The organism is Desulfobacula phenolica (assembly GCF_900105645.1).
In the GTDB taxonomy this organism is placed as follows: Bacteria; Desulfobacterota; Desulfobacteria; order Desulfobacterales; family Desulfobacteraceae; genus Desulfobacula; species Desulfobacula toluolica.
On record NZ_FNLL01000002.1, the window covers coordinates 257008 to 274997 of the forward strand.

The 17990-nt window shown below is 41.3% G+C and carries 17 protein-coding genes; 5 read left to right on the forward strand and 12 right to left on the reverse strand.

All coding sequences use genetic code 11. The features are described from left to right. Positions 1-5: 5 nt before the first annotated feature. The 6 genes from phaC to BLT94_RS03615 form a co-directional block, all read right to left on the reverse strand. Entirely contained in the window at positions 6-1199 is a 1194-nt protein-coding gene (phaC, locus tag BLT94_RS03590; protein WP_092230473.1) for a class III poly(R)-hydroxyalkanoic acid synthase subunit PhaC, read from the reverse strand. A gap of 180 nt (positions 1200-1379) precedes the next feature. Beyond that, a complete protein-coding gene (locus BLT94_RS03595; protein WP_092230474.1) occupies positions 1380-2267 on the reverse strand; it encodes a poly(R)-hydroxyalkanoic acid synthase subunit PhaE in 888 nt (295 codons plus the stop codon). 179 nt (positions 2268-2446) lie between these two features. Further along, positions 2447-2755, reverse strand: a complete 309-nt coding sequence (locus tag BLT94_RS03600) for an isoamylase early set domain-containing protein (RefSeq protein WP_092230475.1) — start codon at positions 2753-2755, stop codon at positions 2447-2449. Beyond that, positions 2755-2940, reverse strand: coding sequence for a hypothetical protein (locus BLT94_RS03605; protein ID WP_092230478.1), 186 nt, complete (start codon positions 2938-2940; stop codon positions 2755-2757). The genes BLT94_RS03600 and BLT94_RS03605 overlap by 1 nt, the downstream gene beginning before the upstream one ends. A gap of 217 nt (positions 2941-3157) precedes the next feature. After that, entirely contained in the window at positions 3158-3835 is a 678-nt protein-coding gene (locus BLT94_RS03610) for a response regulator (RefSeq protein WP_092230480.1), read from the reverse strand. 2 nt (positions 3836-3837) lie between these two features. Next, complete coding sequence (locus tag BLT94_RS03615) at positions 3838-5391, reverse strand: PAS domain-containing sensor histidine kinase (RefSeq protein ID WP_092230482.1); 1554 nt, start codon at positions 5389-5391, stop codon at positions 3838-3840. Positions 5392-5780: 389 nt separating this feature from the next. Between BLT94_RS03615 and BLT94_RS03620 the strand changes: the two genes are divergently transcribed. Continuing rightward, positions 5781-7184: an NAD(P)/FAD-dependent oxidoreductase gene (locus BLT94_RS03620; RefSeq protein WP_092230484.1), complete on the forward strand. Its 1404-nt coding sequence runs from the start codon at positions 5781-5783 to the stop codon at positions 7182-7184. 66 nt (positions 7185-7250) lie between these two features. Here BLT94_RS03620 and queD read toward each other — a convergent pair whose 3' ends face one another. Both queD and dnaJ read right to left on the reverse strand, forming a co-directional pair. Beyond that, complete coding sequence (gene queD, locus BLT94_RS03625) at positions 7251-7634, reverse strand: 6-carboxytetrahydropterin synthase QueD (RefSeq protein WP_092230486.1); 384 nt, start codon at positions 7632-7634, stop codon at positions 7251-7253. Positions 7635-7655: 21 nt separating this feature from the next. Next, entirely contained in the window at positions 7656-8756 is a 1101-nt protein-coding gene (gene dnaJ, locus BLT94_RS03630) for a molecular chaperone DnaJ (RefSeq protein WP_092230489.1), read from the reverse strand. Between the two features lie 103 nt (positions 8757-8859). Here dnaJ and ubiE point away from each other — a divergent pair, with 103 nt between their 5' ends. Beyond that, positions 8860-9561: a bifunctional demethylmenaquinone methyltransferase/2-methoxy-6-polyprenyl-1,4-benzoquinol methylase UbiE gene (ubiE, locus tag BLT94_RS03635; RefSeq protein WP_092230492.1), complete on the forward strand. Its 702-nt coding sequence runs from the start codon at positions 8860-8862 to the stop codon at positions 9559-9561. Positions 9562-9670: 109 nt separating this feature from the next. Here ubiE and nadB read toward each other — a convergent pair whose 3' ends face one another. Both nadB and BLT94_RS03645 read right to left on the reverse strand, forming a co-directional pair. Continuing rightward, positions 9671-11290, reverse strand: coding sequence for an L-aspartate oxidase (gene nadB, locus BLT94_RS03640; protein ID WP_092230495.1), 1620 nt, complete (start codon positions 11288-11290; stop codon positions 9671-9673). Continuing rightward, entirely contained in the window at positions 11287-11904 is a 618-nt protein-coding gene (locus BLT94_RS03645; protein ID WP_092230498.1) for a TIGR04211 family SH3 domain-containing protein, read from the reverse strand. The genes nadB and BLT94_RS03645 overlap by 4 nt, the downstream gene beginning before the upstream one ends. A 454-nt stretch (positions 11905-12358) precedes the next feature. On the opposite strand from BLT94_RS03645, the gene BLT94_RS03650 reads away from it, so the two are divergent. The 3 genes from BLT94_RS03650 to BLT94_RS03660 all read left to right on the forward strand — a co-directional run bounded on the left by BLT94_RS03650 (position 12359) and on the right by BLT94_RS03660 (position 16357). Further along, positions 12359-12793, forward strand: coding sequence for an archease (locus BLT94_RS03650; RefSeq protein WP_092230501.1), 435 nt, complete (start codon positions 12359-12361; stop codon positions 12791-12793). 67 nt (positions 12794-12860) lie between these two features. After that, entirely contained in the window at positions 12861-14294 is a 1434-nt protein-coding gene (locus BLT94_RS03655) for an RtcB family protein (RefSeq protein ID WP_092230504.1), read from the forward strand. A gap of 323 nt (positions 14295-14617) precedes the next feature. Beyond that, positions 14618-16357, forward strand: coding sequence for a long-chain-fatty-acid--CoA ligase (locus tag BLT94_RS03660; RefSeq protein WP_092230506.1), 1740 nt, complete (start codon positions 14618-14620; stop codon positions 16355-16357). On the opposite strand, the gene BLT94_RS03665 is transcribed toward BLT94_RS03660, so the two are convergent. Beyond that, positions 16341-17078, reverse strand: a complete 738-nt coding sequence (locus BLT94_RS03665; RefSeq protein ID WP_092230508.1) for a tRNA threonylcarbamoyladenosine dehydratase — start codon at positions 17076-17078, stop codon at positions 16341-16343. The genes BLT94_RS03660 and BLT94_RS03665 overlap by 17 nt on opposite strands. A 120-nt stretch (positions 17079-17198) precedes the next feature. Beyond that, complete coding sequence (locus BLT94_RS03670; protein WP_092230510.1) at positions 17199-17981, reverse strand: TatD family hydrolase; 783 nt, start codon at positions 17979-17981, stop codon at positions 17199-17201. Between the last annotated feature and the right edge of the window lie 9 nt (positions 17982-17990).

Sequence of the window (17990 nt, forward strand, 5' to 3'; positions counted from 1 at the left end):
CTCCTCTATGATGCCTGTTCTGTATACTTCATATCAGAAGCGCTGTTTATCGTCAGGGAATTTTTTAAGCCTTCCATTTTGCTATTATTTATCCTTGTTTTTGTTTGAGCTTTCTTTGTTGTCTTGTCTCTTTCTTTGAGCCAGGTGCCTACCCCGGGTGTAAAGGCTTCCTGGCATTTTGAACTGACATAAATCCCAATGTGTCCTGTATCAAGACAGATATCCTTGGTATCTTTACTGCCGACATGCCTGGTGAGTTGATTGCAGGCCTCAGGAGGCACCAGATGATCGTACTTCCCGTAAATATTGAGTAGCGGCATGGTTATATTTTTCAAGTCCACTCGCTTACCTCCAACTTCAAGTTTGCTTTGGATCAGCTTGTTCTTCTGGTAACATTCTTTGACAAATTCCCTGAAAACCTCACCAGGCACGTCAGGACTGTCGAAAATCCATTTTTCCATCCGGACAAAATTTTCAACAAACTCCTTTTGATCCATATGCTCTATAAACCCGATATATTTATCAATCATTAACCGGGCAGGATTCATCAAAAGAAATCCAAAATTCATGACGTCAGCAGAAAAATTGCCATAGGCATTCACCACAGCATCAACATCCATATGTTTCATCCAGATATGTAACAGTCCTTTTTGGGTGTCAAAATTAGTAGGGGTAACCGTTGTGACAAGATTTTTAATCTTTTCCGGATACAATGCGGCATACATAACGCAAAAAGTGCCACCCATGCAGATTCCCATGAGATTGATCTTTTTGACTTTATTTTTCTTACATATAAAATCAACAATGTTATCCATATATCCGTTAACATGATCATCAAACCCTAGAAACCGGTCTTTTCTTTTTGGATATCCCCAGTCAATCATATACAAATCAATGCCCTGGTCCAAAAACCTTTCCACCACACTGCGTCCCGGTTGCAGATCCAGCATTGTTTCCCTGTTGATCAATGCATAAACAATCAGCAGAGGAGTTTTACAATTTGATTTTTTTGTTGCGCGATAATGTTTTAATTTGACACGATCCTCCTGATACACAACCTCATAAGGAGTTTGAGCAAGCTTTGTTTCCAGACAATCCAACAGGACTTCCGAAGCTTTTTGGGCACGGCTTTGAACCTTTTCCACATCATCAGCCATTTTTGACATGATAAGATCAACCGGCACCTTAAATTTTTTCAACTTTAACCTCCTGACGATTTTTTAATATCACAAACAAAATAACCTCTACGCCCAAACCAGACTTGATATTTCGCCCTGATTTACCCACAAAAAAAAGAAGATGGGCCAAAATACAAACAAGTTCGTTCAAGCTATAAAATTTGAGATCCTTACTGTTCATTAAAAGATTGACAGCATTGTTTAATTGGATTTTTCAAGCCTTCTGATACGTCTTTTTAATTCATACACTTCCCTGGACAAATCGTCTATTTCCGATTGATGGGCGATGGGCAATCCTTTAATCATATCTTCAATAACTGCATTTTTCGCCTCTGAAAAATTGGTCAAAGAGCTTATTGTTTTTGTTAAAGCTTTAATATACTCAGGGGTTTGGAACAAGGTCATGAAATGCCCTTCAAGAATTTTGATCCACATCTGGTAGTATTCATTTGAATCAGCAGGCAGTTCGCCTATTTTAGCCAAGGCGGCTATTTTCTCCTGCATCACTCCCATGGAACGTTGAAAGGGAAGACAAAGAAGCCTCATAAATTCTGCCTGATTTGCCTGAAACAAATTAAATTTATCCATCATATGATTGATTCTTTCCTGGTATTCCCTTGTCAATCCTAACGGGGGAATATAAAAAAACTTTTGAAATTCTTTTTCATATAATTCAGTCCAGACATGAAAAACATTTTCATCTATTTTTTCAAAGCGGTAGGCATCTACGGACTCACCAAACCTATTCGCACTTTGGCTCATTTTTTTTTGAAACTCAGCAAGACTGCCCAAAACCGACTGATTAAACTTGGTCAACATGTCCGGCACGGTACTGCATCCCTTAAAAAAAGAGGCCATGGATTCCGGTGTTGCCATTGCCAACACTATGGTATGCCAGTTTTTTAACGCTATGTTAATGTTATCCATTGTATAGTTGCCTGATTTTTTTTCGTCCTGTTGCCCGGATTGACGAGCTGTCTGACAAGCAGACCATATTTGCGACATGGCTCCCATGATATCGCCCATGGGCTGTGCCCAGGTATTCATAATTGATTCAATGTCTAAAGGATCTTTTTTTTCATCTCTCATGATAACTCTCTTTCATCTGATGGTTTATCAATTGTGCCCAAAGCCTGCTGAAAAGTCTGCAACAAAATTTTATCTGCGAATAAGATAAGGGGTTAAAATCCAATGGTTAATTACTCAAAATTTAATAACACCCAAAACCACTCAACATTCTATTTCAAGAATCAATCAAATCCGCAGCCCTAAGTGATAATCACTGAATTTTCACAATTCCCGTAGGAACAGTGAACATAAGTATCTGCATCCAAATCATTTCTCCAACTCACACCGTCTATAAGATATCTGAATTGATATTCTCTGTTCAACTCAAGATCAATGGTTGCTGAAAATGAACCGTTTTTATAGGATTTCATCGGAATTGTATCTTTGTTCCATTCATTAAATTCTCCAACCACATGTATTTTTTTCGCCCCGTTATTGGCTTCTTTTTGAACCCGAAAGGTCACCTTGCAAACAGGCTTGCTTTTAAGATACTGTTTTTTAATGCTCATTACTTTTTTCCCTTTATTTTCTTTAGTTCTTCAAGGCAATAGCTTTGCCATTGGCAATCTGTAATATTACAATCAAAAGCACTCCGGGCAAAGCAATCCGGTTTTCCTTCAACGCGCTGAATACTTCGAATAAATTTTGTTAAATCCGGATATCCTCTGTCAGGATTTTTTTTATCATTAACCATTTTTATTTCTCAATTTGTCATTAGATCAGAAAATCGCCTGATTCCTAAGAATCAAAACCAGCAAATATATTTTATTGATATGACATTCATTACTGAAGTTATTTTTTATTGTAAATAGGTAAAAGTACCTATTTTAACCGGGGAAAATTGCATAGTTGGGATGATTTCCCAGTAAAGACAAAGGATATTTTCAACAAAATAATGGAAAAATACTTTATTATTTTTTCCAAAGATCCAGATCAACCAGACCTAATTTGGCTGCATGCCTAGTCAGATCCAACACATTGCTGACATTTAATTTGCGCATTATTTTAGAACGGTGGTTCTGAACTGTTTTAGGGCTGATAAACAATTTGTCTGCAATTTTTTGGGAAGAAAATCCACTGGTCACAAGTACCATGATTTCCTGTTCTCTGGAAGTTAACGCGTCATAGCCTTTAACAGCTGCAACAGGCTTTTTGCCCGGTAATTCAGCCAGTTTTTTCACCACCTGCTGAGATACTGAAGTGTCCATAAAGTAATCGCCTTTTAAGGTATGCTCAATTCCATTAATCAGCATATCTGCCGCACATTCTTTCGTCAGATAGCCACTGGCACCAGCCTGAAAAGCTTTTACGATATAATCCACCTTGGAATGCATACTCAATACCAGGATTCGTATATCCGGAGAATATTTCAAAATATCACGGACAAGATCAAAACCGCTTATATCCGGAAGAGAAACATCAACTAAAGCAAGGTCCGGCCTGAGTTCTCCTGTTAATTCAAGACCCCGTTTTCCGGTTCCTGCTTCACCGATCACATCATACCGGCTGTCGTTCTTTATGATGGCTTTAATTCCTTCTCTGAAAAGGGGGTGATCATCAATGATTAAAATACGCTTTTTTCGATCCATTATTATTTCTCCTTTAACGGCAGCTTGATGACTATTTCAGTCCCCTTGTTTAACTGCGAATTAATTGACATTCTGCCCTGAAGCAGGTTAACCCTTTCTTTCATGCTTCTAAGACCCATTCGCTTTTCATTAACTATTGAACGTTCCTGTTGCCTTACATCAAACCCTTTACCGTTATCTCCAATTCTAAGAATGATATTCGGACATGCCCCGACAAGCTTTATTACAGCTTTAGAGGCGGCAGCATGTTTCCGAATATTATTCAGTCCTTCCATCACCAGGCGGTATAAATTGATTTGAGTATCGGAATTTAGTATTAACCTCTGAATACCAGCAGCTTGAAAGTCAATCGTGATACCGTTTTTTTCAGCGAATTCCTCACAAAAAACTTCAAGGGCAGGAACAAGACCCAGATGATCCAGGCTGAGCGGGCTTAAATGATAAGCCAGGTCTCTGACCGTGGTAATGGTCTGATCTAATAGAGAGGAAACATCTTCCGGCAAACCCTTGATATCTGATTCTGGAAATGATTGATTTTCAAACAGCTTTTTACAGTATAATTTCAATGTGGAAAGATTCTGAGCAATGCTGTCATGCAATTCACAGGAAATCATCTTCCTCTCAAGATCCTGGGCCTGTATCAACCTTTGCGAAAGATCCCGCACAAGATCTTCCGAATGTTTCCGGTCGGTAATGTCCGAGATGACACCGACCAGACCGGTAATATTACCATTGGTATCATGAAGGGTAGCTTTGTCAAAAATAACTTCTCTTAATTCTCCATCGTTTCTTTTTATTTTCCATTCATAGCGCTGTTTACCCGGTTTATTGAACAGTTCTCTATCTTTCTTATAGTAAATGTCGGCAATTTCCCTGGACCCTATATCATAAACTGACTTGCCGATAATTTGAGACCTGGATTTTCCTATGAACTTCTCAAACGCCCTGTTACAACCAACATACTTTCCATTTGCATCTTTGTAAAAAATTGGATTGGTAATTGTTTCAAGAAGGGCATTTAAAAAATCCTTTTTTTCCCTCAATAAATTTTCAGCTGTTTTACGTTCTGTTATATCTTCAATAAAAATAAGCACATTTTTATTCCAAGTTTTCAATAAAGTTGTCGATACAAGTAAATTTCTTTTTGCCTGAACATCATCAAAAAATGACAATTGTGTTTCAACTTGAACATAAGATTTTCCTGTATTCAGTGTATCCAGAACTATTTGCCGAACAGTGCAGTCAGAACACGAAGAACCGAATCCACAACCTTTCGGGTCATCAAGATGATGAACACACCGAAGTGCATCTCCTCCTCTGACACCGATATGCTCTTCAGGTCTTCGGCCTGTAAATTGTAATATAGACTTGCTTACATTTTTCACACGCCTTTCCTGATCAACAATGATCATAAACAAAGGGATATTGGCAAGTATTGCAGTTTGTTCAATCTCGCTGGTTTTCAATGCCTTAACTTCAAGCTCTGCTTGACCAAGCCTTTTTTCAAGGGTTGCAACTTTCTGCTCCAATTCTTCATAGGTGGGCTTACAATCCATTTCACCTGCCTTTAATAAAGATCAAGACTAATTTGATCAATCAAATCTCAACCCATTTTCTGATATCAATTATTTCAATACTGATTTTAACTTTTAACTTTGTACTGATTTTTAGCTGTATTAAATGGTGTAAAAACGAGTCACGATGTTCAAATATACATCAGGTTGAGCTATTTATAAATTAAAAATGTTTTTTATCCCTTCCTAATAATTTTATGAAACTTTTTAGTCAACTATTTCGTTGTTTTTTTTCATTTAGGCCGGGTCTGAAAAAATGTCGGCACCTGTCGCAACCAAAAGGAAAGCTCCTGAAATGGAAATCATACTTGTTATAGTTCTAAAACCGGAGTATTAAAGAAATAGACTAATTTTTAATATTCAGGTGGTATATGGCATATGATGTGATTATCGTGGGCGGTGGTCCTGCCGGACTTTTTGCCGGATATTACTTAAAAGAGTATTCTCATTTAAATGTATTGCTAATCGAAAAAGGCAAAAGCCCTTTAAAAAGAAAATGCCCAAACCATAATCTTCAAAAATGTCTTCACTGTGATCCTTGCAATATTTTATCCGGAATCGGCGGGGCTGGCCTTTATTCTGACGGCAAACTCAATTTTATACCCAAGCTTGGGAAAACGGATTTAACCCAATTTATGGCGTTGAGTTCCGCCCAGGATCTGATTGATGAAACAGAAAAAATTTTTACAAAATTCAAAATGGACGGCCCTGTGTTTCCCACCAACATGGAAAAAGCAAAACAAATCAGAAAACAGGCCAAACGTTTTGGAATAGATCTTTTGCTGATCAAACAAAAGCACTTGGGCTCTGATAATCTGCCCGGCTTTATTGCAGAAATGGCAACTTATATTCAGTCAAAAGGACTTGAAATAAAAACCCAAGAAAATGTGATTGATATCATTGAAAAAGACGGGCATATACAGGGAGTCACAACGGATAAAGATAAATATTTATCACCCAATGTTATTCTTGCACCCGGAAGAATCGGGGCAAACTGGATGGCATCGCTTGCCCGCAAATATGGAATAAATCTTAATCAGAGAGGAATAGAAGTCGGGGTCCGTGTCGAAGTCCATAATGAGATCATGGAAGATCTTTGCAATGTCATTTACGATCCCACTTTTTTCATTCAAACCCATACTTATGATGATCAGACCCGGACGTTTTGCACCAACCAGGGCGGATTTATTTCCCTGGAAAACTATCAGGATTTTGTCTGTGTAAACGGTCATGCCTATTCAGATAAAAAATCAGCAAACACAAATTTTGCCTTTCTTTCAAAGGTAATTTTAACTGAGCCGGTCACCGACAACCAGGCATATGGTGAATCCATTGGGAAACTGGCCACCATTATCGGTGGAGGAAAACCTATTTTACAAAGATTTGGAGATTTAAAGAGAGGAAGGCGCTCAACCTGGAACAGAGTCAGAAAAGGGTATATTGAACCTACCATGACCAATGTGGTTTGCGGTGATATTGCCATGGCGCTGACCGAAAGGATTCTAACCAACCTGATCGAAGGCCTTGAATCCTTAAACTTGGTTATACCCGGGGTGTCCAATGATGAAACCCTGCTGTATGCACCTGAAATAAAATTTTTTGCCACACAGGTGGAAACAAACAACCATCTTGAAACTGCCGTTCAAGGAATGTATGTGGCAGGTGACGGGCCGGGCGTAGCAGGAAACATTGTATCAGCGGCCGCAACCGGTATTATTCCGGCAAAACACATTATTGAAATAAGTGGTGCGGTGAAAAATGAGTGTGAGTATTGAGAAATGCCAAAACATATATATTTTTATACTCATATCTCAATACTCGAGACTCATACTGTTTCAATACTATCCGGCAAAATAAGTGGCACACGCATCATCCGATTCCCAGGCCATTACTTTTGAAACCTTTACATCGTTATCCAGGCTCTGATCCAAAAGAACCTGAACTCTTTGCGCAATATAAACGGCAATACGCTCGGATGTCGGCTGTTTGCCCTCAAATATTTCCAGTTCATTTAAAAATTTATGATCCAGCTCTCCTTTGACAATCTGTCGGACAGCCTTTTTTATATCACCAAAATCAGCAAGCACACCTGCGGAATTTAATTTTTCCCCTTTAACACAAACTTCTATGTGCCAGTTATGTCCATGCAGATTCTCACATTTTTGTCCCACCATGGTCAATTGATGGGCTCCGGCAAAACGGGTTTTTACCTTAAGTTCAAACATTATTTTTTTCCTTTAAGCGGCTCAAAGGTTCTTAAAAAGATTTTTCAGCTTGTTGGATATTTTATTTGAATCAAGCTTGTCAAATTTTTTCAACAATTCAATCTGTTTATTATTCAGCTTTGTGGGTGTTTTAATAATAACTTTAATAATCTGATCACCTCTTCTACCGGTTCTTAACGAGGCAATACCTTCCCCTTTCAACCGGAAAACATCCCCATACTGAGTGCCTTTTGGAATTTTGAATTTTTCCTCACCCACAAGGGTTGGAATCTTGATTTCATCTCCAAGAGCGGCCTGAATAAATGAAATATCAATGGCACAGATAATATCGACATTATCCCGTTGAAAAAACTTATGGGGCTTGACATTGATCACCACATAAAGATCTCCTGAAGTTCCTTCGGGAGAAGGTGATGCCTCTCCTTCACCGGACAGTCGAAGCTTTGATCCAACGTCCACTCCTGCCGGAATCTTCACCTGGACCTTACGTGTTTTCTCAACCCTGCCGGCTCCTCTGCATGTGCTGCATGGATTTGCAATAATGGTTCCCCTGCCCTTGCAATACGGACAGGTGGTTTTCACCTTGAAAAAGCCCTGGCTCTGAATAAACTGTCCTGATCCATGACACTTAGAACAGGTCTCCGGGCGTGAACCTTCTTCACATCCTGATCCATGGCACTCTTTACAGGTATCCAGTCTTGGAATGGAAATGGTCTTTTCAGTACCAAAGGCAGCCTCCATAAAATCAATGGTCATGTTATATCTTAAATCAGAGCCTCTCTGCACCCTGTTGCCACGACCTCCTCCCGAACCAAATCCAAAAAAGTCTTCAAAGATATCACCAAAGCTGGAAAAAATATCCTCAAACCCGCTTGGACCGGAATGACCGGCACCTTCAAGTCCCCTGTGACCAAATTGATCATAAATCTGACGCTTGTTATCATCACTTAACACTTCATAGGCTTCAGATGCTTCTTTGAATTTATCTTCGGCTTCTTTATTGTCCGGATTTTTATCAGGATGATACTTAATTGCAAGTTTCCGATACGCTTTTTTCAATTCCTGCTTTGAAACATCCCTGGCAACGCCAAGTAATTCATAATAATCACATTTCTCTGTCATATGGTTCCCAACCGTTCTATTGTAATCTTTGCTTTAGTATGATACTTTTTCCACCTGCCTTGACAAACAATATAAAATAACCCGAAAATCCAGGTTGTCAACGATGAATAAAGAACTTGAGTTTGTAAAAGACATGTTTGACAGTATTGCACCAAAATACGATTTTTTAAACCGCCTTCTAAGTCTGCGCCAGGACACGGTCTGGAGAACCCAGATGGTAAAGGCTGCAGCTGTCAAAAAAGACGGCAGGATTCTGGATGTTGCCTGCGGAACCTGTGACGTGGCTTTGGAAATCAGTTCCCAGCTAAAAGAACAGGTTCAAGTTTTCGGACTTGATTTTTCTTTTGGCATGTTAAGGCTCGGCAAACAAAAACTGATAAAGCAAAACAAAAAAAACATTGCTCTTTTAAATGCTGATGCCCTTTGTCTTCCGTTTCAACATAATATGTTTGATGCCATATTTATAGCTTTTGGCATTCGGAATATCATGGACCGGCAAAAGGCCATAAACGAATTTTTCAATGTTTTAAAAAGCGGCGGACGGCTGGCTGTTCTGGAACTGACCCCCCCGAAAAAAGGAATTTTGAGTTCGCTATACCTTCGGTATTTTCAAAAACTTTTGCCCGTTATCGGTTCATTTTTTTCAAAAGACCGGCAAGCCTATACCTACCTGCCGGAATCTGTATTAAAGTTCCCCTCCCCGGTTGAATTTTCAAAAATCTTGAAAACAGCAGGGTTTAAAAACATCCGGTTCAAACAAATGACCTTTGGAATTGTAACCTTGTTTGTCGGTATCAAGCCTTAATATAGCCGGACACTGTCATAGTGTCCGGCTATATTTTAAGGAAAAAGTTATAATTTTTACAGCTGCACTGATTTGCCGGGTCAAAAACCTTGATATATCATTTGCCGTCTTAAAAAGTTTTTTTAAGAATAGTATGCTGCAACCCGTTTAAATCATCTTTTTCAGGGTATTCAATATTATAATGCAGTCCCCGGCTTTCCTTTCTCATTAATGCGGATTTAATGATCAATTCAGCCACCGTGGCAAGGTTTCGAATTTCAATCAAATCAGAGGTCACCTTAAAATCCCAATAATATTCATTGATTTCTTCATTAATATTTTGGATTCTTCTTAACGCCCGCTGCAGACGTTTGTCAGACCTCACAATGCCGACATAATTCCACATCAGCCGCCGGATTTCATCCCAGTTGTGAGATAAAACAATAGCCTCGTCACTGTCTGCTGCATCAGTTTCATCCCACGGATCAAGGGAAGCGGTTATTTTGTTGTCAATGGACTCAAATTCTTCAACTGAGGATTGATAGGCCCTGTGAGAATAAACCAATGCTTCCAGCAGGGAATTTGAGGCAAGCCGGTTGGCACCGTGAAGTCCGGTGCAGGCGGTTTCCCCCACTGCGTACAGCCTTTGAACATCTGTCTTACCGTTCAGGTCGGTGGCCACTCCGCCGCACATGTAATGGGCAGCAGGAACAACAGGTATGGGATCTTTTGTCATGTCAATCCCGTACTCAAGACATTTGGCGTAAATATTGGGGAATCTTTTTTTGATAAATTCAGGATCTTTATGGGTGATATCCAGAAAAACAGCATCCGCTCCGGTCTTTTTCAACTCACTGTCAATGGCCCTTGCCACAACATCCCTGCATGCAAGCTCTTTTTCAGGGGCATATTTTTCCATAAACCGCCGGCCTTTGGAATCAATCAAAACAGCGCCCTCACCTCTGACGGCTTCTGAAATAAGAAAATTTTTTGCTTCCGGATGATACAGACATGTAGGATGGAATTGTACGAACTCAAGATTTGCCACCGATGCCCCGGCCCGGTAGGCCATGGCAATTCCGTCACCGGTTGCAATGTCAGGATTGGATGTATACAGATAAACTTTGCCTGCTCCCCCGGTTGAAAGAAGGGTAACCCCGGCATAAAAGGTTTCAATTTTACCGGTTTTATTGTCCAGTACATATGCCCCGCAGCAGATATTTTCATGCTGGGTGACAACAAGGCCGCTTCGAATACTGCTGGAAAACGTGATCAAGTTGACGGCAATGTGATCCTCTAAAATCGTTATATTCTCATTTTCCTCGACATTTTTCACCAAAGTGTCTTCAATCTCTTTACCGGTCAGATCATGGGCATAAACAATTCTTTTAACAGAATGCCCCCCTTCTTTGCCCAGTGCAAAATCATACTCGCCTTCACCGTCCTTATTAAAATGGGCACCTTGCCTGACAAGCTCTTTTATTCTGTCTGGCCCGTTTTCCACCACCATTTTGACCACATCTTTGTTGCAAAGCCCGTCACCTGCACCAAGGGTGTCTTGAATATGAAGGTCAAAGGAATCAATGGAGCTGAATACTGCGGCTATTCCTCCCTGAGCCAGAGCCGTATTGGTTTTCTGGATCTTTTTTTTTGTAATGATGGTGACTTTGCCGAATTCAGCCACTTTCAAGGCATAACTTAAGCCGGCAATCCCGCTTCCGATAACCAAAAAATCAGTTTTTTTAATCATAACAGGCTACTTCTTTTCTTTTTACGAGTACCTAAACCAAAAAACAGACCCACAATAAAAACACTTGGACCAATGATAAACCAAAGTTTGGGCTCACTGTTCAACTCACTCTCCAAAGTCTCAATCCGGCTTTTCTGTGTCTCATACTGCTGCATCATTTTTTTATACTTTGCATCAAGCATTAAGAATTCAGCAGATTCCTGTTTCAGTTTTTTATATTTTTCTTCTACCTGGATCAATGCCGCATTTTTAACCGTAAGATCTTTGTTTTTTGCCTGAACCGCTTCCAACTTTAAAATCAGGCCCTGATTGCTGTTTTTCAACTGCTCAACCAAAAGGGCATCCGGTACTTTCTGTGTTAAAAATCTTGACAAAACCCAACCGGTTTTTCCTGCGCTGGTTCTAACCTGGGACCAGTCTGTTTGATATTCAACAATTTCAAGCTTGGTGCCTGATTTTAACATTTGAACAATTTTGTGTTCCACTCCCGGGCCTGTCCGCATTGTAATTTTTGTAACCCCTGTCACATAAATATCTTCAGCAAACGAAATACAGACAAGAAACAACACCATTGATAAAGACAGGATCAAAGTGTATTGATATTTTTTTTTCATCCGAGCGCTGTCTCCTTTTCTAAATTCGTAATTTTTATGTCCCATCCCTTATCATTGCCTCCTGTCAAGATCAACATGAAAAATCATCTGGATTTATAATATTGAACAGTATCCATCCTAAAAATAATTTTACTTTGCGTACATCTTCATTTTTTATAACTACTACGGGCAGACTTGGCCTTTCTCATTGGTTTGCCCATAACAAAACATAAAAGTCGCTGTTTGAATTTTTAAAGGCTTTCATACATAAAAACCTTTAAAATTATTATTATATATGAACAGATAAAATATGAAAAGTCCAAGATTATCAAACCGTTCTTGACACAAGAAGATATCTTATCTAAAATTTCAGATCAAATGTTTTGTTTAATATGTTTTAAAATATCACAAAGAAAACAGGTCTTCCCCAAAAAACAAGTGTGGATTTTATAAAACAAATCAGTGTGGATATGTGATGGTGCAATACAAAAAAATGATCCAATACAAATTAATTGATCATACTGCGGATTTCGGCATTCAAGTTACTGCTGAAAACAAAAAAACACTGTTTGTCAATGCAGCCCTTGCCATGTTTGATCTGATCGCGGATACAGATAAAAACAGGGAGACACAAAACCTTTTTTTAGATATTTCAGGGGATGACTGGCCGGATTTGATGGTAAACTGGCTTCGGGAAATGCTGTATTTATGGAATGGCGAAGAAAAGCTGATTACCGCTGTTACAATAGAAAATTTAACGGGATATGAAATTAAGGCCTGTGTTCTCTGGTATCCCTTTGATCCGGATAAGGATAAAATTAAAAATGAAATCAAAGCCGTCACCTATCACCAGATTGCCGTCACCCAAAGATCTCATGACTGGAATGCCCGGATTATTTTTGATATTTAAACACTCCTTTGCGCTGCGCAATCTTTAAGGCTTTGCTATCAAACCCGAACAAAGAAAAGAGACCTTCATGCAGATAAAAAAAATTGATGATTTTCAATGGCTTTTACCCCGAACAGGTTCCATGCGCGTACCGGGAATCATATATACCAATGAATCAGGACTGAATGCCATTAAAAAAGAGGAAACCTTCAAACAGGTTTGCAATGTAGCAAGTCTGCCCGGAATTATCAAGGCTTCCATGGCCATGCCGGACATTCACTGGGGCTATGGATTCCCCATCGGCGGGGTTGCGGCATTTGACTGGGAAACCGGTGTGATTTCACCCGGCGGAGTTGGATATGACATCAACTGCGGGGTACGCCTGGCCCGCACAAATCTTGAAGAAAAGGACGTTCGACCGCATCTCAGAAATCTTATCAATGCCCTGTTCAGGGAGATTCCCTCGGGTATCGGATCAACGGGATCTTTGAAACTCACAAATTCAGAAGAAAAAAATGTCCTGAAAAAAGGAAGCCTGTGGGCTGTGCAGCAGGGCTTCGGCCATGCGTCAGATCTGGAGCGGACTGAAGATGGCGGATGTATGCCGGATGCGGACCCGGAAACTTTAAGCAAGCGGGCCTTGGAACGGGGAAAAAAACAATTGGGCACCCTGGGTTCCGGAAACCATTTTCTTGAAGTCGGCGTGGTAGAAACAATTTTTGACCTTGAAGCGGCAAGAGCATACGGCTTGTTTGAAGGCCAGGTCACATTAATGCTCCATACCGGCTCAAGGGGATTGGGATACCAGGTCTGTGACGACCACCTGGCCATGATGACCAAACAGGCCAATAAGCTGGGGACAAACCTTCCGGACAGACAGCTTGTCTGCGCCAGGATTCAATCCGAACCGGGCCGTCACTATCTGAGCGCCATGGCCTGTGCGGCAAATTATGCATGGGCAAACCGCCAGGTCCTCATGCACAAGGCCGGCCTTGTCCTGATGGATATCCTGGGCATAAGCCCGAAGACGCTGCGCATGAACCTGGTATATGACCTGTGCCATAACATTGCAAAAAAAGAATCCCACATCATTGATGGAAAAAAACAAATTGTATGCGTCCATCGCAAGGGAGCAACACGTTCATTCGGTCCTGGACACCCGTCCATCTGCCCTGAATACAGAAAAGTGGGCCAGCCCATCCTGATACCGGGCGATATGGGCACTGCCTCCTATGTGCTGGCCGGCACCCAAAGGGCCATGCAAGAGACCTTTGGCTCCACCTGCCACGGTGCGGGGCGTGTTTTAAGCCGAAAAGCCGCCAAAAAAGCGAGCAGAGGCAGATCCATCCAAAGAGAACTGGAAGACCTTGGAATTCTTGTGAAATGGACCGGCAGATCCACTTTAGCCGAGGAAATGCCCGATGCATATAAAGATATTTCCCAGGTGGTGGATATTGTCCACGGTGCAGGCTTGTCCAAAAAGGTGGCAAAACTTCGGCCCATGGCAGTGCTAAAAGGTTGACTCTCTGGGATTTCATGACATGCCAAATCAAAAAAAAACATTTTCAATCCTGAATATAGTTATGTATAATCATATTCATACTGTTTTACTGTTTTTTTATATGAACCTTGTACAAAATACTGTAGTAATAACGGCCATGGCAGATCACTGTGCCACAACAAATAATGAAAGATATTTGATTTCAGTAGGTTAAAAGTTCTTTCATATAAAAGAGTTTCAGGTTTTGTTGTGGCAGTTCTCTGCCATGGCCGTTAGTATGAAGATTTGGTACAAACACGGACTTTATCCCCGGCAACACACTTTAAGCAAGAGGAGACATAAAAATGATTGATCCTGTATGGAAAACCCCTTTTTGGCCGGAAGGCGTGGCACATATGTGTACGGATTACAAGTTTCCCTTGTTTAAATTCCTGGATGATTCTGCCAGGGAGCATCCCGACAAACCCTTTACCCTGTTTAATGGTGCGTCAAGAACCTTTGCCCAGGTCAAAGACACTGCCGACAGGATTGGAGCTTTTCTGGCAGGTAAAGGGATCAAAAAAGGAGATAAAATTGCCATATTTCTTCCCAATCTGCCCCAGTTTCCTGAAATTCTTTTCGGTATTCTCAAGGCAGGTGCGGTTGCCGTCAGCTGCAATCCGATTTACACGGCGTCCGAACTTCATCTCCAGTTAAAAGATTCCCAATCCAAAATGGTGTTCTGCATGGATCATCCCGTTTTCTATCCAAACACTGTAAAAGCCGTTGAAGGTACGGATGTTGATACGGTTATCGTGTGCAATATCAAATCCTATCTGCCGAAATTCAAAGCATTTTTAGGCGGGCTTTTGGGTAAAATTCCAAGGGCCGGCAAAATAGCCCCCGGCCACCTGATGTTTGATGACATAATTGCATACTCCAAACCCATCCCGCCGTCAATATCCATAGACCCTGAAAAAGATACAGCGATCATGCTGTATACCGGCGGCACAACAGGCGTGCCAAAAGGTGCGGAACTAAGCCATACCAATTTCACATATGATGTCATGGCCATACTAGAATATGCCAGGTTTGTCCATGGTGACGGTAAAAAACCCGAACGCCTTTATCAAAAAGGTTTTCACTCGTTTCTTGGGGTTTTGCCCTGGTATCATTGCTTTGGCATTACCGTGGCCCTTTTGCTGTCGGTAAAACTTTCCGCCAAATTGATCTGCATTCCAGACCCCAGGGCAGGCAAACCGCCTTTTACAGAGGTTCTCAAAGCGGTTCAAAAATACAGACCCACATTCATGCCGGCCGTACCAACCATCTTTGTGGCCTTTACAAATCATGCCCTCATCAATCAATATGATCTGTCCTCATTAATGGGATGTTTTTCAGGTGGCGCTCCCCTTCCTCCTGAAGTGTGCAAGCAATTTGAAGACAAAACAGGGTCCATTATTTTTGAAGGCTACGGATTAACGGAAACCGCACCTGTTGTCAGTGCAAACCCGACGTTTAAACAAAACCGAAAAATCGGCTCTATTGGATTTCCCCTGCCTGGAACAGACATAAAAATACTTGATATTGAAGATCCCTCAAACCTGATGCCCCGTGGAGAAGACGGTGAAGTTGCCATTTGCGGCCCCCAGGTAATGAAAGGCTATTGGAAAAACCCGGAAGCCAATGCTGAATCCTTTGTCCATATTGACGGAAACCGGTATTTTCTTACAGGAGATATCGGCCATATTGACAGCAACGGGTATGTTGCCATTACCGACCGGAAAAAAGACATGATCATTGTCAGCGGTTTCAATGTATACCCGCGGGATGTGGAAGATATTTTATATAACCATCCCAAAGTTGAGCTTGCGGCTGTAGTGGGAATACCCGATGAAAAAAGCGGAGAAAAGGTAAAGGCGTTTATCAAGTTAAAACAGGATGAAACTGCCACCCAGGAAGAAATAAACGCTTTTTGCAAACAACACATGGCAGGCTACAAACGGCCTAAAATCATTGAATTCAGGGATGAGCTTCCCATATCCAATGTCGGCAAAGTCTTAAGACGGATTCTCAGAGATGAAGAGCTTAAGAACGTTGGGTAATCTGATTGATCACCTCGCCTGCAATGGTGAGACCGAAAACCCCGGGAACCCAGGATACGGTTCCAATGGGGGGTCTTGACCGGCCGTGACCCTTTAGTGCATCAACAGCATCTTCAGGGCGAAAGGCTTGCTTGTTCAAAGGTTTTTCAATAGAATAAACCGCTCTTACCCCTTCATAAAACCCCCGCCTGTGAAGGCGCTGCCTGACCACCCTTGCCAAAGGACAGACACAGGTTTCACTGATATCTCCGGTTTTTATCATGGAGACATCGGTTCTTCCTCCGGCCCCCATGCTGGAAACCGCGGCAAGATCCATCTGTCTTGCTTCGACCAGCAGGTTTATCTTTGAATTAAGACCGTCTATGGCATCCACCACAACATCAATATCTTTGAATAACAGATCCTCAAGGCTTTGGGCATTGACAAATGAACTGTGGATCTGAACACGGCAATGCGGATTAATATCTTTTACCCGTTCACCGGCAATGACGGCTTTTTGTCTGCCAATAGTGGAATGCAATGCAAACAGCTGACGGTTGATATTTGTTGCATCCACCCTGTCAAAATCAATGAGATGCAAATTTCCAACCCCTGCACGGGCAAGGGCTTCGGTTGCAAACGACCCCACTGCCCCCAGGCCGAAAACCGCCACGGTTGACTGTTGTATCTTTTCCATTGCCAATGCCCCGAGAAGCTGTCGGGTTCGAGCAAACTGATCCATTATGTGTCCTTTTATTATTTGTCTTTTTTTCCCTGTAACTGCAATGGCAGACCGGTCATTTCACCCAAGGGGTTGTGTACAACAAGAAATGAATGTCAAACATTTGATTTGCAAAGAGTTTCATTTGAATATTGAATGAAATAAATTCAAACTGTTCTCATAGGCATGCCGTGAAAAATCTTCAAATTCCATGCCGATTCTGTTGGATGCCAATTGTGCGATAGCCGGTAGATTTTTAGGTTCATTGAGTCTTGAAACAGTTGGTTCAGACAGATACGGATAAATATCCGGTGAATCCGTTTCTATCACAAAGCGATTTTTGGATACCCGTTTCAATGCAGCCACAACCTTTTTGGCCCCGGGATTTGTCACCGAACCTGAAAAAGAGATGAACAGGCCATGGGTTTCAAAAAAAGGAATCATGTCTGCCGAACCCGAATAAGAGTGAATTAATCCCGGAACCTTTAGTTTTCCATGTTTTTTAAGAATATGGATAAAATCATCCCAGGCTTTCCTGATATGGATGGTAATGGGACGTTCCAGCTCCCTTGCCAGTGCCAGGTGGTGTTCAAACACCTTGATCTGTTCATCCCGGTCAACCGTTTTATCGGTAAAATCAAGCCCTGTCTCGCCAATACCGGACAGATAAGCCAAAAGATACTGTTCCAGCCGTTCTTTCCATTGTTTGGATCGGGCTTTCACAAACCAGGGATGAATCCCGAAACAGGGCAGAACCGAACGATACTGCCCTGACAATATTGCCGTGAACTCAAAATTATCTTCACTGGTGGCACAGGACACCATGTACCTGACTTTTGCTTTGTCTGCGCGATCCAATATATGCGGGATATCAAAAAGTATCCGTGAATCATGCAAATGGCAATGTGAATCAATAAAATTCATTCTTTCACA

Bases quoted from the DNA above. Each gene is read 5' to 3' on its own strand.
- BLT94_RS03610 (WP_092230480.1), bottom strand. From the start codon at position 3,835: ATGGATCGAAAAAAGCGTATTTTAATCATTGATGATCACCCCCTTTTC.
- ubiE (WP_092230492.1), top strand. From the start codon at position 8,860: ATGAATAAAGAACTTGAGTTTGTAAAAGACATGTTTGACAGTATTGCA.
- BLT94_RS03670 (WP_092230510.1), bottom strand. From the start codon at position 17,981: ATGAATTTTATTGATTCACATTGCCATTTGCATGATTCACGGATACTT.
- BLT94_RS03595 (WP_092230474.1), bottom strand. From the start codon at position 2,267: ATGAGAGATGAAAAAAAAGATCCTTTAGACATTGAATCAATTATGAAT.
- queD (WP_092230486.1), bottom strand. From the start codon at position 7,634: ATGTTTGAACTTAAGGTAAAAACCCGTTTTGCCGGAGCCCATCAATTG.
- nadB (WP_092230495.1), bottom strand. From the start codon at position 11,290: ATGATTAAAAAAACTGATTTTTTGGTTATCGGAAGCGGGATTGCCGGC.
- BLT94_RS03660 (WP_092230506.1), top strand. From the start codon at position 14,618: ATGATTGATCCTGTATGGAAAACCCCTTTTTGGCCGGAAGGCGTGGCA.
- BLT94_RS03665 (WP_092230508.1), bottom strand. From the start codon at position 17,078: ATGGATCAGTTTGCTCGAACCCGACAGCTTCTCGGGGCATTGGCAATG.
- BLT94_RS03605 (WP_092230478.1), bottom strand. From the start codon at position 2,940: ATGGTTAATGATAAAAAAAATCCTGACAGAGGATATCCGGATTTAACA.
- BLT94_RS03620 (WP_092230484.1), top strand. From the start codon at position 5,781: ATGGCATATGATGTGATTATCGTGGGCGGTGGTCCTGCCGGACTTTTT.
- BLT94_RS03650 (WP_092230501.1), top strand. From the start codon at position 12,359: ATGGTGCAATACAAAAAAATGATCCAATACAAATTAATTGATCATACT.
- BLT94_RS03615 (WP_092230482.1), bottom strand. From the start codon at position 5,391: ATGGATTGTAAGCCCACCTATGAAGAATTGGAGCAGAAAGTTGCAACC.
- BLT94_RS03645 (WP_092230498.1), bottom strand. From the start codon at position 11,904: ATGAAAAAAAAATATCAATACACTTTGATCCTGTCTTTATCAATGGTG.
- BLT94_RS03655 (WP_092230504.1), top strand. From the start codon at position 12,861: ATGCAGATAAAAAAAATTGATGATTTTCAATGGCTTTTACCCCGAACA.
- dnaJ (WP_092230489.1), bottom strand. From the start codon at position 8,756: ATGACAGAGAAATGTGATTATTATGAATTACTTGGCGTTGCCAGGGAT.
- BLT94_RS03600 (WP_092230475.1), bottom strand. From the start codon at position 2,755: ATGAGCATTAAAAAACAGTATCTTAAAAGCAAGCCTGTTTGCAAGGTG.